Source organism: Microbulbifer sp. VAAF005 (genome assembly GCF_030012985.1).
Lineage (GTDB): Bacteria > Pseudomonadota > Gammaproteobacteria > Pseudomonadales > Cellvibrionaceae > Microbulbifer.
Genome location: NZ_CP120233.1, coordinates 609829 through 633394, shown reverse-complemented (window position 1 = coordinate 633394; position 23566 = coordinate 609829). Strand labels below are relative to the sequence as shown.

The window sequence follows — 23566 nt, the reverse complement described above, 5'->3', positions numbered from 1 at the left end:
GGAGGAGAAGTATCGATAGATTGGGTGGTAACTAGCGGGATGCTGCAGAAAGGAAGCGCCGACAGTCGCCTATACCGTGCACCCAGCGTTTATTGAGCTGTATACAGGCTTGTTGTACTGTCTCCACTGATCCCACCAATCCTTTGAAGCGACTTTCAAAGTTTCTGTTGAGGTATAGCCAGTGTTTTGGTGAGATGCCTAGTCGTTTGAGGATGGGTGGCGTGCTTTCAGCAATATAACCTCGTTTTCTGGGGGCTAGATGTCGACCACTCCAGTCCACTAGCTCCAAATAGTGGCCCAACTGAAAGGGAAGCCCTTTAGGCATATTTAGGCGCTCTCCACCTACAAGTGGTAGAAGTTCTTTGGGTTGTTCACCTAAGATTGCTGCACGAATACGTTGTTGGATCGAGGTATGATTAGAGTCTTCTGGTGTTTTTGCCATATTGGCACGGATAGGGTTGAGGTCGACATAGGCCATACAGGCAGCAAGGGCTCTTTCATCTAATAAAGCCTGGGACTTGAAACGACCTTCCCAGAAGCGGCCTGTACAATTATCTTCGGCATTGGCCTGGCGGGCGATAGACTCGTTTAAGCAACGCATAAACCAGCTAAGATCCATCAAGCGATCTCGCCATAGAGCGATGATTTCCTTTAGTTTTCTCATCTCACAGTGATCGAGAGTGTCCCCTTGAAGGTAGAGACGGGCCAAATTGGAAGCTTTGAATAGTTTCTGCCAACGGATAATGACCTCGGTATCCGGCCAATTCAGCGCTTTCTCTTTGTCGATATAAAGTACGATATGGTAGTGATTACTCATAACTGCATAGGCAGCGATATCAAGGGCAAAGATTGAAGCTAGATTATGCATTCTGGATTCAATCCACTCGCGTCGTACCAGGCTCCATATCTCTACCACACAGAAATGCCCTCCGCACGCAGTGGAAGACGCAATGGTAGCGGGGGTGGCGTTAACGAGACTTGCGCGCTACGAGGTAAGGGCATTGAGTCGATGCCTATATTGCCACGCCAGGTGGTAGGCTTAAGAAATTTAGTTTTAATGTATATTATAATGACTGCAAATCTAACAAGCCGTTAAAACTCATGTTTCTACGGTTAGTGAAGACATAAATGCTTGGAGCGCTCCATGAATATGAAGAATGTAGTAATTAGTTTACACTTAGTAATTTATTTTATCTCCATTTCCTTATCCTGCAATGCAGTAGCTAAAGTTGATTCTTGTCAAAATGATAAGTGCTTCGTGTCAATAGTTAGTTTAATCGCGAATGGGAGCGATTTTCATGGGGATAAAATTATAGTTCAAGGTGTTTTTTTCTCGGAGGGTAGAGATGCAGCTATTTACCTTGATGAAGGGTCGGAAAAGTTTCTCATTGATCAGAATGGAATTTATCTTTACATAAAAGATGGGGGGGAGGATATGAGCTTCTTAAATGGGAAATATGTAATTGCAGAAGGGATTTTCAATGCTGGTGAAAGAGGTAATTCTGGCGCTTTTAGTGGGGGGCTTGAGTCTATTGTACGAATTCATCCGTAAATTGATTTCTAATAGGGTAAATTCAAATTCAGGTCGCACTGAATACCTATACCGCTTGGCAAATTAATTTAGGACGCCTAGTGTGCCGAGCTGAATCGGCCAATAAATTCAGACACCCAAAGATTAGAAAGAAGTGCTGAGGATTCCTGAGGATTCTGGACATCCATGAATTGAGGGGGAGGTGTTAGCTAAGCTGTAGATAACTCTTGGCGGCTATTTCTCCTTTGCTTGATACTAAGATGTAGTGAAAAGGCCAAGAATTAGGTTTTAGGTAAAAAGCAAAAGGAACGAAGGCAGCTCAGGAGGGGGATAATCAGCAGGGTACTGCAGAAAGCAGGGGCCGACAGTCGCCTATACCGTGCATCCAGCGTTTATTGAGCTGTATACAGGCTTGCTCTACTGTCTCCACAGATCCCCCCAAACCTTTAAAACGGTAGCGACGGGCCAATTCAGCGGTTTTCTTTGTCGATATAAAGTACGATATGGTAGCGGTTACTCATAATTGCATAGGCAGCGATATCAAGGGCAAAGATCGAGGCCAGATTATGCATTCTGGATTCAATTCACTCACGGCGATGCTCATAGTCATTACCAGATTCCATATCTCTACCACACAGGAATGCCTTTCGCAAACAGCGGGAGACGAAATGGTAGTAGGGGGTAGTGTCTAGCGAGAATTGTGCGCTACGAGGTAAAGGCATCGATCTTTGGCTGAGTGTATGATTATACAGTATTTGATCCAGTGGCCCCTGCTATGTCAATATTTTTGGTGCTTAAAGTGACGACCTTTAGGGGGTAGAGTTTTCTTAATTGCGCATCCCTAGCAGTTGGTTTGCTTCAGGGGCTGAGAGTGAGTGTTCTGAGCGCCGTAGGTCGAGTTTACTATAATATTGCTTTTATTTGTTATTCTGACAATGTATCTAATCCATACCACTTGCTGCAGCAAGTGGTATGATGCCTCAATTGTTCCTACGGATAGGTTTAAATAATGATGAAGAGAATTTGTTGTTTCTTTTTTACTATTATCTCTGGTTTTAGTATGGGAGGAGATGAATTATTAAATACAAAAGAAAGTGATGCATCTTTGCTTCCAGAACTGGTTAAAGTTGTGGATACATTTGCAGATGAAAATAATCTTCAGTTTAGTGATGTTGCTAAGTTGTTAAATCGATTTGTTTTTGAGCAGGAGCTAACAGCTAAAGGTGGGCTTGGTGCTCTAGGGGAAAAGTCTTACCTAGATTTAACTTCGTCAAAAAATAAAATTCTCCTGGCTGATGGCAGAGAGTGGATAGGTGGGGATAGTAGTGTTCCACAAGTTATTTTCTTGTTAAACGGAAAGGTTGTAGAGCAGTCTTCAGCGGTAGGAGTTATCGATTCGCTAACTGTTGTTATGTTTAGTCCTGAGCGCATTCAGACTTACGATTTGAAAAGGTTGGTAGGTGGATATTTTTTAAGAAGGGAAGCTGAGCGTAAGAGCTAGTTCAGGGAACACAGTAAGCTGTAACCGACGAACTTGAGACACCTATAAATTGAGGGAAAGTGGTTAGTTGAGATATGAGTACCCTCTTGGTGAGTTTTTCTTCTTTGCTTGATACTAAGACATAATGAAAAGATCAAGTGTTAGGTTTTTGGTAAAAACCAAGAGGAATGAAGGCAGCTGAGGACGGATAACCAGCAGGGTGCTGAAGAAATGTAGCGTCGGCAATCACGGATGCCATGTACCCAGCGTTTATCGAGCTGAATACACGCCTGCTTTACTGTCTTCACTGATCCCGCCAAACCTCTAAAACGACTTTCAAAGTTTTTATTTAGGTAAAGCCAGCGTTTTGGTGAGATGCCTAGTCGATTAAGGGGGAGTGGAGTGCTTTCAGCAATATAACCTTATTTTCTAGGATCTAAATGTCGGCCACCCCAGTCCACTAGTTCTAAATAGTGATCCAGCCGAAAAGGCAGCCCTTTCGGCATATTCAGTCATCGTCTACAAGTGGTAATAGCTATTTGGGTTGCTTGCCTGAGGTGGCTGCATGAATACGTCGTTGAATCGAGGTATGGTCAGAACTTTCTGGTGTTTTTGCCATTTTGGCTCGGACAGGATTAAGATCGACATACGCCATGCAGGCGGCGAGGGCTCTTTCATCAAGCAAAGCTTGAGACTTAAAGCGTCCTTCCCAGAAGCGACATGTACAGTTATCTTCCGCATTGGCCTTGCGAGCGATAGATTCATTTAAGCAGCGCATAAACCAGCATCTCTCTCCAGAGAGCGACAAGCTCTTTGAGTTTTTTCATCTCACTGTGATCAAGGGTGTGGCCCTGAATATAGCGTTGGGCCAGTATGATGTACTAAAAAGCTCCTACCAGCGATGAATGACTTCAGTATCAAGCCAAGTTTTGGCTGTATTTGAGTCAATATAGAGAACAATATGGTAGTGATTACTCATTACCGCATAGATTGCGATATCAGGGGCAAAGATTGAAGCCAGATTATGCATCCTATATTCAATCCACTCGCGACCGGGTTCACAGTCATTGCCAGATTCTGATTTCACGGCAAACTCAATTCTAGCCACCCACAGATTGGTACTATTTGTGAGTTAAATTAATAAGTATTAAGAAAGTTATCTTGACCTCATCCTTCTCTTTATGGTTAATTTGATTTCATATGGCCAGTAAATAGCATCTTATAGTTTTTAATATATTCAGCCGGCTTTTATATGAACTAAAAGAGAAGAGTATTTCGATGATCAAAAAACTAAGTCTGATTACTATATTGTTATTTTTGTCTTCATGTGGATCTCTCCCTTTTAATATTCCACGCGACTACGTGCTTAATCCACAGTCTGGAAAAGGGGTGGCTGTTTTTTCTGTTACTGAAAATTGCCCTTCCAAAATGAGCATAAAGTATAGAAAGATAGGAGGGAGATCGGAGGAAGCTATTGCTATTAATCAGGAGAGTACTCTCCGTCCGGCACCTTTGCAGTGGGAGTTCCCTTGTGGCAGGGTGGTAATGCGAGAGCTTTCTGCAGGCGCTTATGAATTCACCTCGTTCATTTTAGTTGACCCCATTCCTGGGGTTACTTATATAAAACCAAGGAGACTACCTGAGAAGAAATTTACTATTGAGCCAGGAAAGATTACATATGCTGGTCATTTAAAGTTTACTTTCAGTGATAGCTTTGCAACGTTCTCATTAGAGGTTGAGAATCAGTGGGAGAGAGATTCTGAATACCTCCACTTACATGCTCCAAAAGTTGATAGTAGTCTAACCATGTTTCAGGTTGATCTTGAGGGGGAGGTGTTTTCTGGGAAAGCTACAGGTGTAAACATTATTTACTAAATAAATGACAGTGAATTATATGTCCCCAGATTCGGTTATTTGGACCCGCAGGATAGCCAGAGCCTGAATGCCTGTAGCTATGTGATGAATAATCCATTAGATCCTACGGGTTACGTGTATGAGGCTGGGCAGAAGCCGAATGGGCGTTCTCAGATTGAGAATGATCCTACAACTGAGAGTGGGCAGAGAACATTAAAAAACCATAAAAAGAGAAGAGGTTCCCCAATCCATAATATTGCGGCGAGTCGGATTGATCGTAGTAAAGGATAGAAAACTGATGTAGCAGGTAGTGGGGGCAGCATATCGATTTCCTCTGTAACCGTAGGGCAAGAGGCCATTATTGGTGCCGGTGAGGGAAGCCGCAGTGGTGGGGAAGGTGCGGAGGTCAGGCTGATGGGCAGAGTGGTGGCGGAGACGTGGCTACTGCTAATCAGTCTCAGCCTGAGGGGGGCTGCTGCTGCCAGTTCAGATGATGATGTCAAAAGGGGCACAGCTTATCGCTGGGAGATAACCCGCTAAAGTGATAGGTTAGTGGCTAACCATGCAGTGGAGGATTATGCAAAGGCAAGCCAGGAGTGTTCTAAGTATAAAATTTATCAAGTAAGGTAATACATTTGGCGCTATTCGTCAGACGATGTTGAGCGAATGAATAATTCAATAGTTTTTTATGAGACCGTTATTGTGGCATTTCCTACAGGGCGGGGGTTTTACAAGATATAACCCAGGGGATATAGATATATTGACGTCTACACAATATCATGACCGTAGAGGGGGAAGTAAAAGTCTTCGTGCCTGGACAACGATAACAAGAATGAATAGAGCGGATTGCTATTTATGAACCTTAATAGGCTGTTATTACCTGGCTATTGGTTGGTCATATTTTTACTTGTTGTACTGATTGATTTAACGAATGTCATAGCTTATTTATATTTACTTTTTTTAATTCAGAGAATCAAAAGCTAATCAGCTCAATTCAGATGGGCTTTAAAGTTGGGTTTATAGTTATTGCTTATCATTTGTATGTTTTTATTAAGCGGAAGATCTTGAAAGATTTTGATAAAAAGTAATGACACCTTAATCTAGGATACCCATAGATTAGAGAGGTACGAGCCGTGTTGTTAGTACCAGCTTCTGAGGGTAGAGATGTAGCTATTTGGCTTGATGAAGGAGCGGAAAAGTTTTCATTAATCAGAGTGTAACTTATCTTTATTTCAACGATGAAGGGGAAGATATGATCTTCCTATATGGAAAGCGCATAGCTGCAGAAGAGATTTTCAATACCCCTTAGAGCGGTGTTTCTGGTTTCGTAAGTGGTGGACTTGGTTCTATAGTACGAATTCAACCTAAAATTGATTCCGATTAGGATGAAACCAAATCAAGGTCGTACTAGATAGCTTTACAGCCCAGAGGTGGTGTGGTCTCAATCGGGATCGTTCTCCCAGTTAATGGTACGGTGGTGTCATTTGGCGGCAGTCGGGCCGGATCCATTCCATCGACCACTGCTACAGAGCCTGGAGTAATCTTAACAGCGAGGCTCACTAGCATGCAGTTACGACAAGAGGTACCGCCAGGAAAGCCGCAGCTTGGTCCACGACAATGCGGCAGCCTGACCACCAGCCATCAATGGCCTAAGTGGTGGGCGGCAGCTACACAACCAAGATAACCCTAGTAAACGTAATGGCATAGTCACTGAGCACTATTGTGACACCGGTATTGATGCGTATTGCAGGATAGAGGCAGAGGAGGGTAGCGTTACCACCGCGCTCTATGTCGGAAACTACTAAGAAATTACTACTAGCAGTTCGACCAATGAACGCACCACCCACGGCGGCTACCTGGTAGTTGCTCGTGAAAACGAAGCCATTCATTCAACAGAGCATTCTGTTAAAAATCGACTGAGCAGCATTATCATTATTGTTGATGCCAACTGACAGGCCGGGGATAGAAATTTGCAAGGCAGTTCTGTCTTAGGTCAGAGCAGGGGCTACCTGAGGTTGCAGCCTTACGTAACCGATCAGGGCTTCACCGGCCATTTTCACCCGAATAACTAAAAAACTGATTTGAACACGTATCAAGGCATACGATTACCGTATTGGCCGTTTCTTCTCACCGGACCTGATTATTTTGAATCCGAAGGATAGCCAGAGCTTGAATGGTTACAGCTATGTGATGAATAATCCGTTGGTGGCATTGCTCCTATGAGTTGCTTGCCCTAAGGCTATGAGACAGGAACGAAGCTGAATGGGCGCTCTAGGAGTGGGGATGATCCTGCAACCGGGAGTGGCCAGAAGGCGCTAAAGGATAAGAAAAAGAGAGGAGGTCCCCTGAACCATAATACTGTGACAAGTCGGATTGATCGAATTTAAGGATAGAGTGCTCCTTTATCGGGCAGTGTGGGTAGCTATTGGGTGCCGATGGAATGGTTGAGTAAGAACGCCTGCTAGTGTTGGGGGTAATAGTCGCAACGGGCGGAGTGTTGAATGCATCAGCGGCCCCTCATCAATATTGTGATTTTTAAACAGGGTTTCCTGGGCGGGCGCTTCGCGGTTCGACTGCGATCAAAGCACCATTGCCTGGTTCTCTGAGCTAAGTTTTGTATGCGTTTGGTCATCCTGATATAAGCTGATTTGCTGAAAAATTATTCAGGAATGGAGAATGAAGGTGGGTATAAAATAGGTTTTGTATGAAAATAAATAATTTTAGATTGATTATATGTATATGGTTGCTCTTTCAACTCAGTGGCTGTATTACCCCAGTAAAACCTATTGTTGATGGACAGAATAACAGCCTGGATCTTGATGAAGGTTTTCTTTTGGTTGCGATAGATACCAATTTTAATCTAGACAAGATCAAAATAAAGGGAGCTAAGCATTTTTTCCTCTCCAGAGAGAATCTTCATTCGGGTAGTAATTATATTCTATTTAAAGCTCCGGCTGGTGAATACAGGTTTGATAAAATTTTTCTGGGTTATGCTTTTTCTTACGATTTGGATGAGGAATATTGGTCTTTTCAGATTAACCCAGGTGTTATTAGCTATGTTGGTCATTTGGCAGTCGATCAAAGTCTTTTCCAGTTCCGAGCTCGCATAGAACTTGAAAACCGTTCCACCGAAGCGCTAGAGTTTCTCGAGGAGAGTTTCCCAGAACTTATAAAAATTAAAAACATCCAGTATGCTGGACCAGGAAAAGATGATTTCTTTGAAATTGTCGCGCAAACACAAGGGGAGTAGTAAATTATGAGGGTGTGCTTGCTTCTATTGGTATTCCTAATCGGATTTTCTTCTGTCAGTATTGCAGAAACTTTGCCTGCAAATTTGTTTTTTCGCAACCCTGAAGTGCTTTCCTTAAAGCTAGGGCCTGATGCGCGGTACCTTCTGGGGCATATGAATAAAACAAAAAATTATTTGGCATTGGTGGATACAAAGGGAAATGAAGAATATCCAATATTGCTATTTGATACCGGTCAGCTAGTCCTTAATGACTATTATTGGGTTGATGAGTCAACAGTATATTTTAAATATTTTAATAAGATCATAAAGGAGTTGAAGCATGGATTTGTTTATTTTGATTTTTCAGGTGTAAAGCCCGACTTTAATATTTTATATATTAAAGAAAAGGGTGCGCTGGTTGACCCTCTGGTAAAACAAAAGAATAAACTGCTTTTCTCCAAGAAAATGGGTGATTATTATCAAGTACATATTGTATCAACTCAGCAGCTTGTGCATGGGAAGTTATCTAAAGCTACATTGTTTAAGAAGTCTCTAAAAAACGTAATTAACTATTCGTGGGATGCAGCTAGCAATGCTTTGATAGCTACAACTCTAGAGGATGACTTAATAATAGTGTGGCATCTTCCAGAAGGAGAAAAGAAATGGGAACAACTATACTCTTCTACTAACTTGTCTGAAACGTTTCGGCCGGTGGGTTATTTTGATGAGGAGGTGTTGGCTGTATTAAGTAATGCAACCTCGGATAAGGTATCCCTTTACAAGTATAACATCAAGGACAAAGAATTTTCAGATGTACTATATCAGCATCCAAAATATGATCTAGTCAATGCCTTATTTGATCTAGAAAATAACTTGTCATCAGTATCATTTTTTGACCATGGAAGGCTGGTGACCGAATATTTTGAGTCTGCATACAAGGATTTACAAGGTAAGTTTCATAAGGCACTTCCTGGAAAGCAAGTTGCAATTATTGATAGGAGTCCGGAACACAATAAAAGCTTAGCTTATGTGTTTGCCTCCGATGATCCAGGATCTTACTATCTGTTTGATACTGAAAATTTGGAAGCTAGACATCTTTATCAGTTGTATCCGGAATTCGATGGTAAGGACTTGGCTCCTTCTTTTTCATTAGCATCGCGCTCAAGTGATGGTGAAATAATAGAATCTATCATCACGCCCCCAAAACATAGTAATGGTGTTTTATTAGTGTACCCTCATGGGGGGCCAATTGGTGTTCGAGAATATCAATTTTATAATCCAGAAGTTCAGTTTCTTGCTAACCGCGGTTATACAGTTCTTCAAGTAAATTTCCGTGGATCTATTGGTTTTGGGAAAAAATTCAATAAAGAAGCCGTTGGTCAGTGGGGAAGGTTGATCGAGGATGACGTTATGTCTGCTGTTGCGACGGCTAAGCAGGAATATAGTTTTCAGAATACCTGCACTATTGGCACAAGTTACGGCGGTTATTCTTCGATGATGTTGGCGATCAAACAGCCTGAAGAGTATGACTGTGTTATTTCTATGTATGGTGTTTATGATCTGCCTTTACTTTTTAATGCCAGTAACTTGAAAATGCAGGAAGGTTATCTGGAGTCAGTTTCCAGAACTGTTGGAGAAATGGATGAATCCCTAGCGAGGAACTCACCATTTCGCCTAGCTAATCATATAAGTGTTCCTACTTTGATTATTGCGGGTAAAGAAGACGATATATCAGGTTTTGAACAAGCCAATAGAATGCGGTATTTAATGCAGAAATTGAAATCTGACATTGAGTTTGTTCCCTACAATGGCGTAGGACATGGGCATTCTAATTGGAACGGCGAATATCACCAATATGCCTATATTGATGATTTTCTTCGCAGGAAACTCTCTATTAAAGCTAAAGGCGAGAAAGCCGCGAACATTCTAGCAGATGATTTATTGTTTTTAAGTAATTCATACCGCCAGGGCGCCTGGACATCTCCAGATAGTAATAAGGCCTTGGTTTATCTTAATAAATCGGCTCAGCTAGGGCATGATGAGTCTCAGTATAGACTTGGGGATCATTATTTGAATGCTAAGCTAGATTCTAAAAAAGCCAATTATTGGTTTCAAGAATCGGCTGGGCAAGGAAACGGGAAGGCAGCTTATGCTTTAGCGAAGCTTTATGGTGAGGGAATTATCTCAGGAAAAACTAAGGCGGAAATTTATGAGCTATTTGAGAAGGCAGAAGCATTAGGCTCGCATCTGGCCTACTTGGATGTAGCCAAATATCAGTGCTTCGGGGAGGGGGTAAAAAAGAATCTAGACGCCTGTATTGAAAAAATATTTTCAGAGAAGGATTTGAGTAATAAAAACCTATCTAGAAATCAGCTTGAACGTCTAGAAGAAGAATTCTGGAGCAAGAAGATAGAAATTATGGCAGAGGTTATTGATAGGGTTTCTTTTTCAAAAGGTCAGCTTGAAAGGGTCGGTCAATACTACAAGAGTATCGGCTTTGAACAACTATATCCAGAGCTTGCATCAATTGAGTTTGGTGAATTTTATGGAGAAAAATATCCATACACCCTAAAGAAGTCTACGAATCGCATTCCAATTCGAAAGGATATGCGTTTCGGTGTTAATTATACCCTTAGGTCGAGTTCAAAAGATGATCAAAATACATATGCTGTTGCTCGGATAAAATGGACTACTCCCAATTTGTCTACACCAGTCGGTGAGATAACTAACTCGACTCAAAGCATGTCCTTTCCTAAGCTAAACCGAAAATCGGGGTATTATTATGTATTGGATTATGATTACGAGATGGTTGAGGGGGAGTGGATAATCGAGGGGTTTAATATTGATGGAAAGAAATTGTTTGAAAAAACTTTTCAAACTTATTTTCCTGAACTCTAAGATGTCCCGCCCGATACGCGTTTATAGAAGGGGAGGGTGTTCGGAACTCTGTGTCAGCCAAATAGCATTACAGGCTGACAATTCAGGATGCCCATAAATTGAAGGAGAGGTGCTAGCTGAGACGCTGGCGCCGTCTTAACGACTTTTCTTCTTTGATTGGAAAATTGCGAGCGGTATTGTTAGTGCCAACTCTAGCGACTATCTCTTTCTGGATTAGTGTTAAGGTGTAGTGAAAGACTGAGAAAATCTACTAGGGGTTGGATAATCGTGGTTTGGATACAAGCCGTGAGGAAAAGTAGCGATAGATTGGGTGGTAATTAGCAGGATGCTGCAGATAGGAAGCGTCGGTAGTAACCTATACTGTGTACCCAGCGTTTATTGAGCTGGATACAGGCTTGCTGTACTGTCTCCACTGATCCCACTAAACCTTTCAAGCAACTTTCAAAGTTTTGTTTAGGTATAGCCAGTGTTTTGGTGAGATGCCTAGTCGTTTGAGGATGGGTTGGCATGAATTCAGGACATTCAAAGTTTAGAGAGAAGTGCGAGCCGTGTTCAGACTGTAGGGAAACTCTTAAAGGTTAGCTTTTTTGTTAAGATGGAGGTCTTGATGTCGAGATTATCCATATGCCCAATTTCAGACATTAAGATTAAAACCAAGATGTAATGGTTGTCATCAATTTCAAAGGACAACTACAGCCTGAAACCTTCGAGCTTACACTTTATCATCTGATTGATGATCACATCGTCCTCTCTGTCTTCCATAAAAAATATTAAAATAATAGCGGCGGATGAGTCGTGTATGATCCGGTTATTCTACTGAAAATCATATTGTTTCCTTACTCAAAAGGCATTACCTCAGGCGGTGAAATTCAATGGCAAAGTAAGAGCAACACCCTCTTCAAAGCACTGTCATGCGATGCCGTTCCGCACTTTACTAGTGTTACGAATTTCGTAAGCAGTTATCCTGATGTGATTGACTCAGTATTTGAGCAAGTGTTACTGGTCTGCGATCAGCAGGGGCTGCTTGGCAACGAACTATTTCACAATAGATAGATGCAAGATGCCATCCAATACAGCAAAGAACATTCGGGGACTTCTAAAGAGCTGAAAAAGAAGCAGGAAAAATTCGCAAGAAGATCAAACATTGCCTCAAAGAGGTTCGATGGCAGGAAACCTAAAGAATAAGACCGAAAGCAAGCGGTAGCTAAAGCGGCGGATACTCTACAGAAAAACTTCGATAAAATTGATCAGTTCTTAAAGAATCACTCCTCAGGGTGGGGCAGGGCAAGAACCCTACATAAGTAAAAAGTAATATCACGTACAATAGGTCAGCTAATATGACTACCAGCATGGGAACCATCCAGGGCTATAACGGTGTTGCCGCAGTTGATAGGAAGCATCAGATAGTCGTTGAGGCACAGGCCATTGTTGAGGTGCAAGAACATCATACACCGAAGCCTATTCTCGATGGCATCAGTTGTCATTATCAGCGTATAGGAATCGATGAAGACATATTGACTAAGCAGGCCATCATTACTGTTGATACTGGATTCTGTAACGATGCTAACTACGACTACCTGCGAGAAAACGGTATTAATACCTACATCCCTGATAATAAATTACGTTCACGTGATAAAGCTTTTGCTAAGCAAAAAGCCAAGTATGGCATGCGCAAACAAAAACGCAGGGATAATGTCCAGCAGACTATCCCAGCTAGTGAGTTTACATTCAACAAAAAAGAGAAAGCCTGCATCTGTCCGGCAGAAAAATCCATGCTCTTGTTAAAAGAAGAGAATGTCAGTGAAGGTAAGAAAAACTATTGTTCGAAGGGCGCCTCACTGACTGCAGGAAATGCAGCCTTAAAAATCAGTGCATGCGAAACCCAGATTCTGCCGACTCTCGAAAAGGACATGGAAGGCAAGTATCCCTAACTTGGACAAACGGACGGACTGGAAAACGGACGGACAGCCACTGACTGGATGAAAAAGCGGGTTGATAGTATCGAAGGCAAGACCATTTATGGGCATCGAATGTCTATTGCCGAGTCAATGTTTGGGAACACTGGTACCAATAAGCGATTGAATCGCTTCTCGGCGCGAAGAAAAAGTAAGGTTCAGGGGTAATGGCAGATGTTCTACTTGGTACAGAACATTGAAAAGTTGATGGGATATTGCAGTATCCACTGATTGAGTATAAATTAAGGACAAAATTCTAGTTGGAGGAACCTGAAGAGTGACAGCTTCTTCTAAAACTATTTTTCTACAGCCTCGTTGTTGATGGGTAGGATCAAAAGCTAACCAGCACCCTATGCTATCACCAAGCGTGCCGATTGTTGTGAGAATCTAGGAATTAGTTCTGATAGGTTTATGGTGGTAATGCAGACCTGCAGCTTATTTCATGTTCTAGTTTCGATCACTTATCTTTGAGTTTTCTAATATTTTTCTGGTTCGCCTAACACTTATGTTTCATTTTATAGACTCATATGTGGGAATGTTTACTGGGAGAGTAAGATTTTAAAAATAGGTTCGCTTATTTTGATGGTTGAATAAAAAATAGCTAAAACTCCACTTCCGTAAAGTATAGATGCAAGTTTATAATGGCGCGAGAATAAAAATAGCTAAAGCCATGTGGATCAGTTGGTTTTAGGTAAGTTGTTTTATTTCTTCACGACTCTTACCACTAGGTAAGGATATCCTAAGTTAAGATGGTAAATATAGGTTAATATGAAAAAGTCACTCTTCAGCATTTTACTCCCTTTCTTGGCGTCGGGTGTTCACGCTACAACTTATGACCAGGTATTGGCTGAGTATAATGGCGGTGTTCTTGGTAGTGTAAATAATTGTGGAGTTAACTTTTCTGTTGCTCCTCAATATTTGCGGGGAGCTGGCTCTGTACAGATGTTGGAGCCAGGTGAATATTTCTATGGGATTTCCGCACTGGGTGAGGCTGGAGTCGTTTCAGTACTAAAGAATGGTGACGTATTTTATAGTCCTGATGGATTAAATATGGCAGGCGGTGGTGATACTGTATCATTAGGTAATGTGGGGAGCTATGATGATTTTTCTGAAAAACCATATGTTGTAGAAGTTGAAGGTGAAGAAAAGGTAATAATCCAAAAAAGAAGCTCTTATGGTGGTACAAGTATTGATGTTTTTGACTCATCTGGCATCGTGTTCTCTTTCAGTCATGGCGGTTTGAAATTTATCGGTTCTGTTAATGGTAAAATCATTACTCAGACGACTGAAGGAGATATCTATTCACTAGAGTCTATTGAAGATATTATAAGCTGGTCTGGGGCAGAGTTTATTGAGAATTCATCAAAGACTGTTGAGGTTGTGACATCATATAACGGTGGGTTGTTAACAATGGCAGATGGGGGGCTGTACTATTCCCCAGATGCGAATTATTTATTGACAGGGTCTGCAGTTGAAAATTTGCACTCTGAGGATAATGGAAACATTTCTCAGGTAATAGTTGTTTCTGAGGAGCCTACCTATATTCCTATTGCAAATTCTGATATAACATTTTTTATTCCGGTTGAAAATGATCATATCGTATATTCAACTTTTGATGGCGCTATAATCATGGATGGCGAAACTACATTAAGCCCCATTGATACTGAAAGCCTAAAGAGCAGCTTGCAGCAAAATACAATTATAGATGCTTTTGAAATCGATAAAACCGTTGACATGTTAAATTATCGAAAGGGCGAAGAGTATGGTTCTGGGTATTTTATTGCAGAAAATGTAGTTAATGAAACGTCAGGTATTGTACTCGGGCTTAATGGGAGACCTGCTACAGTTGAACTTTTTGATAAAGGTTGGAGTGGTTTTGAGTATAAATGGAGATATCAGGGAGAGGTGACTGGAACATTCTCGCATATATATGATGGCTCATTTATTGGTGAGAATGAAATGAGGGTTGAGGCAAATAATTCATGTGCGATTGTTGCCGCTGTGACATATGAGAATTTAACACCCTATGAATTTTCAATTGGTATGAGTGGAATATATGGCCTGCCTGAGGGTAATAGCGAATTTCCGTTGATTATAGGTGATGCAGGATCTGATACCCAATGGCCAATGTTAAATGCATTTTTCGCTTCCTGTAAAATGATATCAAAGATAGAATTATTTGGTAAAAGTATAGATTCAGATAAGTTGGAGAGCTATGGTTGTCCCACAGGGTATACGATTCCTGTGTTTAACCCTGATGCAGGCCAGCACTTTAAGTTTATCGATGGAGAGCTTGTCTGGAGTACCCTTTGATATTTGAGTTTGTCGGGTACAAAGAGTGACATTAGCTGTATTTGATGGAACGTTATAAGTTCCTTTTCTGTACTCCTATATGTGTGTGGGGTTGCTTTGTAAGCGCCCCACTATCTAGGGGTAAGTTCCTTGTGGCTTTAAAGGGGGGTATCTGATTTTTTGCTTGCTTTGTTTTTTGTGTTAAAAATTAGATTTTAAATTTAATAACTTCCTTAGGTCTTATTAAGAGGGTTTATTTTTTCTTGATCATTCTGTCGGTTGTAGTGGTCAACTATTTCAACTCTCTTTAGCAACTCTCTCTCTCTCTCTTTAGGACACCCATAAATTGAGGGGGAGGTGCTAGCTGAGCCGCAGGCGCGTTCTTAATGACTTTTTCTTCTTTGATTGATACTAAGACGCACTGAAAGGATCAAGAGTTAGGTTTGGGGAAGCCAAGAGGAATGAAAGTAGCTAGGGAAGGGGAAAATACTCAGTAGGGTGCTGCAGAAAGGTAAAGCCGGCAATCACGGATGCCGTGTACCCAACGTTTATGGAGCTGGATACAAGCTTGCAGTATGGACTCTGCCGATCCAACCAAGCTTTTAAAGCGATTTTCAAAATAGCGATTGAGATAAAGCCAGTGTTTTGGTGGTATACCCAGTCGTTCGAGTATGGGAGGGGCGTTCTCAGAAATAGCGCTGCGCTTTCTGGGATCTAAATGTTGACCACTCCAATCCACTAGCTCTAAATAGTGATCCAGCCGAAAGGGCAGTCCTTTCGGCATACTCAGTCGCTCATCGCCTACAAGTGGCAGTAGCTCCTTGGGCTGTTTGCCTGAGGTGGCTGCATGAATACGTCGTTGAATCGAGGTATGATCAGAACTTTCTGGTGTTTTTGCCATTTTGGCTCGGATAGGATTAAGATCGACATACGCCATGCAGGCGGCGAGGGCTCTCTCATCAAGCAAAGCTTGGGACTTAAAGCGTCCTTCCCAGAAGCGACCTGTGCAGTTATCTTCCGCATTGGCTTTGCGAGCGATAGGTTCATTTAAGCAGCGCATAAACCAGCTGATATCCATCAATCTCTCTCCAGAGAGCGACAAGCTCTTTGAGCTTTTCCATCTCACTGTGATCAAGGGTGTGGCCCTGAATATAGCGTTGGGCCAGTATGGATGTACTGAAAAGCTCCTGCCAGCGATGAATGACTTCAGTATCGGGCCAAGTTTTTGCTGTATTTGAGTCAATATAGAGAACAATATGGTAGTGATTACTCATTACCGCATAGGCTGCGATATCAATAGCAAAAATGCCAGCCAGCTTTTGTATTCTGGCCTCTATCCAGTGGCGCCGGTGCTCATAGTTCTTTCCTGACTGGGTATCTTTCCCACAAAGAAATGCCCTGCGTACACAGCGAGAAACACAATGATAGTAAGGTGTTGTTTCAAGAGAGATCTGTGAGCATCGGGGCAAGGTCATGGTATCAAATTTTAACTGTTTTTATATACAGTATGCTGGCGAGGTTTCCATACCGTGTCAATAGAGAAGACGTTTAAACCTTTTTCTTTGGTGGGTGTCCAGAATGGTGGCAGAAAGGTAAAAGTGGTAGGACACCCTCCAGAAAGATATCCACTTATGGCACTGATATCTTCAAAGATTGTGCGAGCCTAGTGTTTATCTATAAGCGCTTGTTATAAATGTAGCATGGGTATAGCTCTTTCTCGTTCTATACTATTGATAGTGATCTCCCTATTGGGAAGAGCCTGCAATGAATAAAGCAAAACCTTTTCGTAAGCTTGGGGCTCAGGAAGCACTCTTTGTAGAGTTGACTGAAAAGTCAAACGGTGCAGTCCAACTGGCTGTCTTCTTCAGGGCATGTAGGTCTTTGGGAGTCGAAGAATTAATAAAGGGAATGGAATACCTCCATAACCTGCATCCCATGCTCCATTCTCGGGTAGAAAAAAATCATCATGCTTATTGGTTCTGCGACGTAGAATTTGAAGCTATTCCTATTGAAATTAAGCGTGATGCATTGCCTTTAAATTATCAGGAAGAGTTCAAACGTTTAGGGGCTAAAATTCTTGAGCTGGAAAAGTATGTTTATCGTTTTACGGTTTATGTGAATGGGCATGGAGATGTGGAGTGGGTTGCTTTTATGGTAAGCCATGCTGCCATGGATGGACGTTCATTATTACTCTTGGTCAGAGATTTGGACCGGTACCTGAGAGGTGGTTCAGGAGATAGACCCTCTGCTTCGATAATGCAAAAATCGGTGGTGGATTATGTTAGCTCCATAAAACATCTTAAAATAATACAACCGGTGGCTAGTAACGATAATAATGCTTGTTCAAAGTGGCCTGTAGAGCAAGCAGTAAATGCTTCCCTTCGAAAGGGATGTTCTATTTATCGCGTCCTCCCCAAAAGGTTTTGTGACCAATTGTACCTACTTTCAAAACATGAGAATGTTCAAATTACCTCTATTTATAACGCTATTGCTATTATTGCTTCCCGGTCATTGCCAGGTTTTCGCCCCGTAACGGAGTTACTGCTGCCTATAAATGCGCAATTCTTGTGTAAACACCAGATAGATCGGGATGTTATAGGGGAGTGTACAACTATTTTAACTATATCCTTATCATCAGATGAAACCAGCCTCGACTTGTTAAGTCTCGCGCATTTAATTCAAAAAAAAGTCTATTTACAGTTGAGAAATGGGCACTTTTTTGAGCCTCCGCTTGTGCCCGATTACAGCCTCGTAGAGATCGAACGTTTAGCTAAAGAATCTAGCACTGAAAAAGATTACTTCCCTTCTGGGATTTGTGTATCCAATGTTGGGGATATAAGTGAGTATACGGGCCCTTTGACATTCTTTGACTTTGGTGTGGTTATGACCGTTCAAACACATGGAGAACACCCCATAATGCTAGTGACTTGCACAATAGATGGAGAAGGGGTGTTTGTTTTCGGATATTGTGAACCATTGGTTAGCAAAGAGAGTGCTTTAAGGTACATAGAAAAATATATGAAGACATTAAGAGAGTTTTCTGAGAGCAATGGTCCTTATACAAGTTAGCGGTCTACTGGGCATAACTAGAGTTTAATGAATTAGGTGTTGGTGCAATTTCTATACTCAGGCGAGCGGTTACGGATCCTTAGGTTCCACGGCCCGTTTTGAAATGGCTCAGAATTACCAAAGTTGGGAAAGTGGTGTGACACTGGCAGATACCTCCCCCCAATTCAGAGCTATAGCACAATAAGCCATTCTTGCGTGATGATGCCGATATACCTTATGGAGAAATAACTGGATACTGGGTGGAGGTTAACATGGCCTGGAGGAAAGGAAGTACCGACAATCGCTTGCGCTGAATACCTGGTGTTGCAGGGCTGAGAGCAGGATTGGCACTCTTGAGCTAAAAGTGGTCAAAACTCAGTTTTCGTATTAGGACTGCCATATCTTGTGAGGCTGGGAAACTGACGCCAGTTGGCAGGCAATTGCCACAACAATCTCTCTGGCCAGCCCAATGGGAAATGAATCTATTGGGGGGCTAAAGTTATATAGAGTCCCGTTCTGTAAAGACCCGCCTGAGGCATGAGTTAAAGCATCATTACTGCGCCTCAGGTAGGTTTGCCCCCTATTTGCTGAAGGTAGTGACACTTTGCCATCTACTTATCAAAATCATTCCCTGGGTGTTGGGCTAGCTCTTATCGGCGGAATGTTGATGGGCTGTGTCGGTATTGCCGGTAAGCTTGGTGCTGGCGCGGGCCTCAGTCCCTTTATGCTATTGGCTGCACAGGTCGTATTACTTGCTCCATTGTCGGGTATGTTTCTCCTGATGCGGCAAGGATTGGCGGGAATAAAGCCGGTGAATCCGCAAATCCTTGTTCTTCGCTCTATATCGGGTTTTGTCTATTTCGCTGCTTTCTACTGGGCACTGAAGGGAATACCAATCGCGGATGCGTTGGTACTTGAAAGCACGAATCCATTCTTCGCTATGTTGATGGCAAAGGTGTTTCTTGGCCACCGGGTTAGTACCGCCACAATCTTTTTAGCGATATTGGCATTCTTTGGCGTATGCCTAATTTTGATCCAGCATAGTGTTCAGGGCATTTTCAATCCCTACTCACTGCTTGCCTTGCTGGCGGGAGTGGCGCGTGCCGCAGGCAGTATCACAACGGGTGTTGCAGGTCGGACTGAACCGCCTGAGCGCATTATGTTCTATTTCTCTGTTGGGATGTTGGTCTTTAGTCTGTCTATTGTGTCCTGGGAGGGCGCGAAGGTGGAGACATCGTCTCTATGGATACTTGCGATTCCTGCACTGCTGTTTGTCCCCCAGAACCTAGCCTACACAATCGCTAACCGTGTCGCACCTGCTTACTTAGTGGGAGCACTGTTTTACAGTGCGATCCTCGTTGGTGTGTTAGCCGATCGATTTATCTTCGGCACGGAATTCGGTATCCGTGGTGTGATAGGCATGGGTATAACGGTTGCCGCTGGGCTCGGGTTGGCCTGGCTGCGGGCGAAAGAGCTTAAATAATAGTCAGACTTTAAGCGTTCCGGTATTGGAAACACCTAAGCTCAAGGTTGATCTCAGTCCTTTGGGGGATTGGCTAAGCAGACTCTTAAGGAGCCTCTGAATAACTCCGTGATACCTCTGGCATGCAGAGCGGTTCACAATCAAGGCGCGGCTTCGCAGGAATGTCTAGACCTTTCAAGAAGTCGCAACGCGGAGTGTGAATCGCTCTACACGCCCCGAAGGGCGGGCCTTGAAGGCCACAGCTGCTGCGTTGCAGCTCTTGCAAAGGGCTACGGCCATTCGCGGCGAGCTGCGCCTAACATCTGCAGCCTTCAAGACCCGCAGAGGCATTACGGAGTTATTCAGAGGCTCCTTAAGTATTCGGCGAGGAATCGATGCTTGATATCGGCGGTCATAACACATGTGAATCTATATGATTTACCTTATTAAGAGAAGATAATGTTAAATGTTATAAAGCGTTGGTTCTTATCCCTGATCTTATCTACGGCTAGCTATTCCTTTAGAAAATAAAATACTGGAGATTCCTTAAGTCTCGTGTTCAAAATTTGTTCGGCAGAAGGCAGCACTTGCTGTGCTGTTTCCGGCAATTCTACAAAACTTATAAAGTGATTTTTAAAGTTTCGGTTAGTTTAGAGCCAGTATTCCGACGAAAAGGTACTCATTTGAGTATAAGAGGGTGGTGCAAGTTAAGCTGGGGTAAGGTATGGCTTGTTTGAACTAAATTAGATGGTGAGTTTATATCGGGGTAAGTAAGTTTATTTAAGGTGTAGTCAGTAGGATGACCTACGGCTTAAGTTAAGAGAATCTTACCATTACATTCGATAAAATTATCTAGGCTAGTGTATTTAATTTATATACAATATGTGAAATTTTATAGGGATATTACTGAAATGAGAGTTCTGGCACTAGCCTTTCTTGCGATTACTTTTTCTGGCTGTACATCAAATAGTGTTTCATTTTCTGACTGCACATCATATGAGCAGTGCCCCAAAATGATATATTCACTTAAGGCATCGGATGAGTCTCGTGAAGCCGCAAAACAAAAAGGAGAGCCTGTCCCTTTATTTTCAACTCCTCCTATCTATCCATTACAGGCTGTAGAGGAAAAGATAGAGGGGTTTGTTGTTGTTGAATTTAATGTAGATGTAGACGGCCAAGTTACAGATCCGAAGGTGGTGAATTCCAATCCTGCTGGGGTTTTTGATGAGTCAGCATTGGCAGCTGTAATGCATACTAGGTATGAGCCATTAGATCAGAAATATTATGGGTATGGCATGAAGTATAATTTTGACTATCCATTTGAAAGTGATCATATAGTATGTCGAACTGATAAAGTATTGGGTAGCAGGATAAAAAAAGCCAAAGTTTGTGTTGATAGGAGAAAATCCAACCCCCTTATTGACCGGATACGTAGCGGGACACACCACTGATATTACCTAATATTAAAGACAGGATCGAGATTTGGTTAATTTGGGGCTAAGGAGCCTCTGGTCGTGAATTTCTGCCTTTACTAATATTCGATTGGTGGCTTTCGGGTATAGGTAGTTAACCTCATAGCTGAGGTTTTATGATTGCGTACCCTGTAGCTGGCAGCATTGTCTTTGTGCTAGCTGGCTTGCGGGGTTCTTTTATGACATTTGGCGTGATAATAGGCGGTTGTCCACTTTTTGATGTTGCGTAGCTGATCTTTACTAATAGAACACCCCCTTTTTAAGTTGATGCTATGGCGGAGAAAGCTAATTTCTTATGCAAGCTATTTACACCGATAAAGACACCTAAGAGCTATGTTCAGCAATACTTAAAAGGTTATGGTTGCGTATCCACACTGGTCGTATATATCTTCGGTAAAAACAGCCAATCTGAACTAAGCAATTGTTTGAGTAAGCTCTATGATTTGGTTGCATTGACTTCTGCACCACATTCAAAACCCTATTATCTAGAGAAAATTACGGAACTTCAAAACGAATTGGTGGGTAGTCACGGAAGGAAGGAGCTCTATAAGAGATTAGAAAAGGCTGATATCCCTATTTATATTCATTTTGACAAGGTGTCTGTATATTTTATAGTCAATCATGATTACTTTTCCGGTTATACCGGGCTGCTTTTCTCTAAGTATGCTAATTTTTTATTGAAGAAAGATAAGATTAAGTCAAATGAATATCTCCTAATCATAAGGCGCCTATATAACGGTAATGACCAATATTCATATTTTGATAGAGTCGTTGGTCTGGGTAAAGCTATCTTCTTAGGGATTGGTTTAATATTAAGTAATAAGAAGGAGGGTAGGGCTAACCCATTTTTTTTGAAGGAAGGAGGGGATGTATATGGAGAGCTGGATGATATCGTGTTGGTTTCAGCTAAAGTTGAGTCTGATGAGATATCTTTTGAGAACATTTTAACAACCCTGATAGATTCCTTTACTTGTATCTTTGATCGGCATAGGGCAAATATACTAATAACTCAGGAGTTCATTCACGGTATTCCCAAACAGGGAGGGAATTTGCGTGGAATAGGCAATACGGCTTCTGGTTTCTATTTTTCACTGAAAGGCTTGGATGATTTTGCCAGACATCAAATTTTTCTGTTAAAAAAATATCATATTGCATATTATGCAGTGGTACTACTTGATATGTTAAAGGTAGAGAAGAAACTTAATTCAAATATTAGCGAAGACTTTATCTTTAGTTACCTGCCAGCAAGAGAAGATGGTTGTATAGCAACCTATTCGATCACACGGGATGCTCTGGTTTTTGCAATTAGCAAATCTGTTGATGGTTATCACATTGATGTTACTGTAAATAAGGCTATTTTCTCACTTGAGACTGTCCTTTTTTTCCTAAAGCAGATTTCGGCTGAGGTCGAATTGCTTGAAATTTAAACTTAATCAGTGGGCTGCTTAAATGATTGTAAGTCCAAAGCGCTTAAATTCACGATTACTAAATTCGTAGTATCCGGGGATTTTCTTGCATATATATTGATAGTTCGGGTTTTTTAGATCCTTGAGTTTGATACTTTTTTCGTTCACGGCCTCTGCTGGGTCAATTTTATCTTGATGGTATACAACAGCCTTTTCCATATAAATGGGTCTTACCTTAAGGTTATTGATTACCCGGTAGGCTAGATCTATATCATCATACCCCCAGGTTCCATCATACTTTTCATCAAACAAGCCTGCTTTGATAACATGCTCTTTCTTAAACACCATATTACAGCCATAAAAATGACCCCAAGGATGCTCTGTGTTCGGTAGATGCTCAATTTTGCCCAAGCGCCTGTCTTTACTGAGCCCATAATTTGATGAACTATTAAACCTTGGGAAGTTGCTGAGGTATACGCCACTACTATCTATTTTGCTCGGAACTATGTCTTTGGAATTAATAAATTCCCTTATTCCTGTCATGCAGATATTTGATCCATGCTCATTAATTAATTTTTGGATTTCTGTTAAGTACTGGGGGAGGGGATACAGTCACTATCTGTAAATATACACCAGTCATATTTGGCAATATTAACACCTAAATTGCGTGCCGAGTTGAGTGCAAATGGGTCTGGTAAAAGGTGCCTAAATAGTAAAGTTACAGTTAGTTGATTCTTGAATTTGTTGTAACATGAAATGATATTGGGATCTTGTGAGTTGTTGTCTACAATGATGAGTTCAAAATGGCTTTTGGGAAATGTTTGTAAAGAATAGCCTTGCAGAAGGTTATATAAGAGGTCAGCGTTGTTGTAACAGGGCATAATGATGCTGAATCGATCGGTCATACACCTAAACTTCCCATCGTTCTTAGATCAAACT

Annotated in this window: 22 protein-coding genes; 14 read left to right on the top strand and 8 right to left on the bottom strand. The window is 41.8% G+C overall.

The features are described 5' to 3' along the window. Positions 1-31: 31 nt before the first annotated feature. Complete coding sequence (locus P0078_RS02700) at positions 32-868, bottom strand: transposase (protein WP_282932939.1); 837 nt, start codon at positions 866-868, stop codon at positions 32-34. Positions 869-1144: 276 nt separating this feature from the next. Between P0078_RS02700 and P0078_RS02695 the strand changes: the two genes are divergently transcribed. Together P0078_RS02695 and P0078_RS02690 are read left to right on the top strand one after the other, a co-directional pair. Continuing rightward, on the top strand, positions 1145-1552 hold the full coding sequence (locus tag P0078_RS02695; protein WP_282932938.1) for a hypothetical protein: 408 nt from the start codon (positions 1145-1147) through the stop codon (positions 1550-1552). 988 nt (positions 1553-2540) lie between these two features. After that, on the top strand, positions 2541-3032 hold the full coding sequence (locus P0078_RS02690; protein ID WP_282932937.1) for a hypothetical protein: 492 nt from the start codon (positions 2541-2543) through the stop codon (positions 3030-3032). Between the two features lie 514 nt (positions 3033-3546). Here the strand turns inward: P0078_RS02690 and P0078_RS02685 are convergent. Beyond that, on the bottom strand, positions 3547-3789 hold the full coding sequence (locus P0078_RS02685) for a hypothetical protein (protein WP_282932936.1): 243 nt from the start codon (positions 3787-3789) through the stop codon (positions 3547-3549). 114 nt (positions 3790-3903) lie between these two features. Continuing rightward, entirely contained in the window at positions 3904-4098 is a 195-nt protein-coding gene (locus tag P0078_RS02680; RefSeq protein WP_282932935.1) for a hypothetical protein, read from the bottom strand. Between the two features lie 191 nt (positions 4099-4289). On the opposite strand from P0078_RS02680, the gene P0078_RS02675 reads away from it, so the two are divergent. Then, positions 4290-4886, top strand: coding sequence for a hypothetical protein (locus tag P0078_RS02675; RefSeq protein ID WP_282932934.1), 597 nt, complete (start codon positions 4290-4292; stop codon positions 4884-4886). 1646 nt (positions 4887-6532) lie between these two features. Here P0078_RS02675 and P0078_RS02670 read toward each other — a convergent pair. Beyond that, the gene (locus tag P0078_RS02670; protein WP_282932933.1) at positions 6533-6754 is read right to left on the bottom strand and encodes a hypothetical protein; all 222 of its coding nucleotides are present in this window, start codon (positions 6752-6754) and stop codon (positions 6533-6535) included. A gap of 815 nt (positions 6755-7569) precedes the next feature. On the opposite strand from P0078_RS02670, the gene P0078_RS02665 reads away from it, so the two are divergent. The 6 genes from P0078_RS02665 (at position 7570) to P0078_RS02640 (ending at position 15260) form a co-directional block, all read left to right on the top strand. After that, positions 7570-8115: a hypothetical protein gene (locus tag P0078_RS02665; protein WP_282932932.1), complete on the top strand. Its 546-nt coding sequence runs from the start codon at positions 7570-7572 to the stop codon at positions 8113-8115. 6 nt (positions 8116-8121) lie between these two features. After that, complete coding sequence (locus P0078_RS02660; protein WP_282932931.1) at positions 8122-10992, top strand: DUF3859 domain-containing protein; 2871 nt, start codon at positions 8122-8124, stop codon at positions 10990-10992. Positions 10993-11787: 795 nt separating this feature from the next. Then, on the top strand, positions 11788-12045 hold the full coding sequence (locus tag P0078_RS02655) for a transposase (protein WP_282932930.1): 258 nt from the start codon (positions 11788-11790) through the stop codon (positions 12043-12045). Between the two features lie 284 nt (positions 12046-12329). Next, positions 12330-12923, top strand: coding sequence for a hypothetical protein (locus P0078_RS02650; protein ID WP_282932929.1), 594 nt, complete (start codon positions 12330-12332; stop codon positions 12921-12923). Between the two features lie 48 nt (positions 12924-12971). Beyond that, positions 12972-13115: a transposase gene (locus tag P0078_RS02645; protein WP_282932928.1), complete on the top strand. Its 144-nt coding sequence runs from the start codon at positions 12972-12974 to the stop codon at positions 13113-13115. Positions 13116-13715: 600 nt separating this feature from the next. Then, complete coding sequence (locus tag P0078_RS02640) at positions 13716-15260, top strand: hypothetical protein (RefSeq protein ID WP_282932927.1); 1545 nt, start codon at positions 13716-13718, stop codon at positions 15258-15260. A 469-nt stretch (positions 15261-15729) separates the two neighbouring features. Here the strand turns inward: P0078_RS02640 and P0078_RS02635 are convergent, their stop codons facing one another. Then, positions 15730-16317: a hypothetical protein gene (locus tag P0078_RS02635; RefSeq protein ID WP_282932926.1), complete on the bottom strand. Its 588-nt coding sequence runs from the start codon at positions 16315-16317 to the stop codon at positions 15730-15732. Next, positions 16283-16714, bottom strand: coding sequence for a transposase (locus P0078_RS02630; RefSeq protein WP_282932925.1), 432 nt, complete (start codon positions 16712-16714; stop codon positions 16283-16285). The genes P0078_RS02635 and P0078_RS02630 overlap by 35 nt, the downstream gene beginning before the upstream one ends. Positions 16715-17003: 289 nt before the next feature. Between P0078_RS02630 and P0078_RS02625 the strand changes: the two genes are divergently transcribed. The 5 genes from P0078_RS02625 (at position 17004) to P0078_RS02605 (ending at position 22648) form a co-directional block, all read left to right on the top strand. Beyond that, a complete protein-coding gene (locus P0078_RS02625) occupies positions 17004-18308 on the top strand; it encodes a hypothetical protein (RefSeq protein ID WP_282932924.1) in 1305 nt (434 codons plus the stop codon). A gap of 583 nt (positions 18309-18891) precedes the next feature. After that, positions 18892-19770, top strand: a complete 879-nt coding sequence (locus tag P0078_RS02620) for a DMT family transporter (RefSeq protein WP_282932923.1) — start codon at positions 18892-18894, stop codon at positions 19768-19770. A 196-nt stretch (positions 19771-19966) separates the two neighbouring features. Continuing rightward, on the top strand, positions 19967-20152 hold the full coding sequence (locus P0078_RS02615; RefSeq protein ID WP_282932922.1) for a hypothetical protein: 186 nt from the start codon (positions 19967-19969) through the stop codon (positions 20150-20152). A gap of 508 nt (positions 20153-20660) precedes the next feature. Further along, a complete protein-coding gene (locus P0078_RS02610) occupies positions 20661-21200 on the top strand; it encodes an energy transducer TonB (RefSeq protein WP_282932921.1) in 540 nt (179 codons plus the stop codon). Positions 21201-21493: 293 nt separating this feature from the next. After that, positions 21494-22648, top strand: coding sequence for a hypothetical protein (locus P0078_RS02605; RefSeq protein WP_282932920.1), 1155 nt, complete (start codon positions 21494-21496; stop codon positions 22646-22648). An 18-nt stretch (positions 22649-22666) separates the two neighbouring features. Here the strand turns inward: P0078_RS02605 and P0078_RS02600 are convergent, their stop codons facing one another. Further along, positions 22667-23170, bottom strand: a complete 504-nt coding sequence (locus tag P0078_RS02600) for a galactosyltransferase-related protein (RefSeq protein ID WP_282932919.1) — start codon at positions 23168-23170, stop codon at positions 22667-22669. Between the two features lie 44 nt (positions 23171-23214). Continuing rightward, on the bottom strand, positions 23215-23508 hold the full coding sequence (locus P0078_RS24445; RefSeq protein WP_353057099.1) for a glycosyltransferase family 2 protein: 294 nt from the start codon (positions 23506-23508) through the stop codon (positions 23215-23217). Between the last annotated feature and the right edge of the window lie 58 nt (positions 23509-23566).

Excerpts from the sequence above, each read along its gene's own strand:
- P0078_RS02660 (WP_282932931.1), top strand. The coding sequence starts at position 8,122 with ATGAGGGTGTGCTTGCTTCTATTGGTATTCCTAATCGGATTTTCTTCT.
- P0078_RS02630 (WP_282932925.1), bottom strand. The coding sequence starts at position 16,714 with ATGACCTTGCCCCGATGCTCACAGATCTCTCTTGAAACAACACCTTAC.
- P0078_RS02645 (WP_282932928.1), top strand. The coding sequence starts at position 12,972 with ATGAAAAAGCGGGTTGATAGTATCGAAGGCAAGACCATTTATGGGCAT.
- P0078_RS02635 (WP_282932926.1), bottom strand. The coding sequence starts at position 16,317 with ATGGATATCAGCTGGTTTATGCGCTGCTTAAATGAACCTATCGCTCGC.
- P0078_RS02610 (WP_282932921.1), top strand. The coding sequence starts at position 20,661 with ATGAGAGTTCTGGCACTAGCCTTTCTTGCGATTACTTTTTCTGGCTGT.
- P0078_RS02650 (WP_282932929.1), top strand. The coding sequence starts at position 12,330 with ATGACTACCAGCATGGGAACCATCCAGGGCTATAACGGTGTTGCCGCA.
- P0078_RS02670 (WP_282932933.1), bottom strand. The coding sequence starts at position 6,754 with ATGAATGGCTTCGTTTTCACGAGCAACTACCAGGTAGCCGCCGTGGGT.
- P0078_RS02675 (WP_282932934.1), top strand. The coding sequence starts at position 4,290 with ATGATCAAAAAACTAAGTCTGATTACTATATTGTTATTTTTGTCTTCA.
- P0078_RS02690 (WP_282932937.1), top strand. The coding sequence starts at position 2,541 with ATGATGAAGAGAATTTGTTGTTTCTTTTTTACTATTATCTCTGGTTTT.
- P0078_RS02695 (WP_282932938.1), top strand. The coding sequence starts at position 1,145 with ATGAATATGAAGAATGTAGTAATTAGTTTACACTTAGTAATTTATTTT.
- P0078_RS02700 (WP_282932939.1), bottom strand. The coding sequence starts at position 868 with ATGCATAATCTAGCTTCAATCTTTGCCCTTGATATCGCTGCCTATGCA.
- P0078_RS02625 (WP_282932924.1), top strand. The coding sequence starts at position 17,004 with ATGAATAAAGCAAAACCTTTTCGTAAGCTTGGGGCTCAGGAAGCACTC.
- P0078_RS02685 (WP_282932936.1), bottom strand. The coding sequence starts at position 3,789 with ATGCGCTGCTTAAATGAATCTATCGCTCGCAAGGCCAATGCGGAAGAT.
- P0078_RS02600 (WP_282932919.1), bottom strand. The coding sequence starts at position 23,170 with ATGACAGGAATAAGGGAATTTATTAATTCCAAAGACATAGTTCCGAGC.
- P0078_RS02640 (WP_282932927.1), top strand. The coding sequence starts at position 13,716 with ATGAAAAAGTCACTCTTCAGCATTTTACTCCCTTTCTTGGCGTCGGGT.
- P0078_RS02605 (WP_282932920.1), top strand. The coding sequence starts at position 21,494 with ATGGCGGAGAAAGCTAATTTCTTATGCAAGCTATTTACACCGATAAAG.
- P0078_RS02665 (WP_282932932.1), top strand. The coding sequence starts at position 7,570 with ATGAAAATAAATAATTTTAGATTGATTATATGTATATGGTTGCTCTTT.
- P0078_RS24445 (WP_353057099.1), bottom strand. The coding sequence starts at position 23,508 with ATGCCCTGTTACAACAACGCTGACCTCTTATATAACCTTCTGCAAGGC.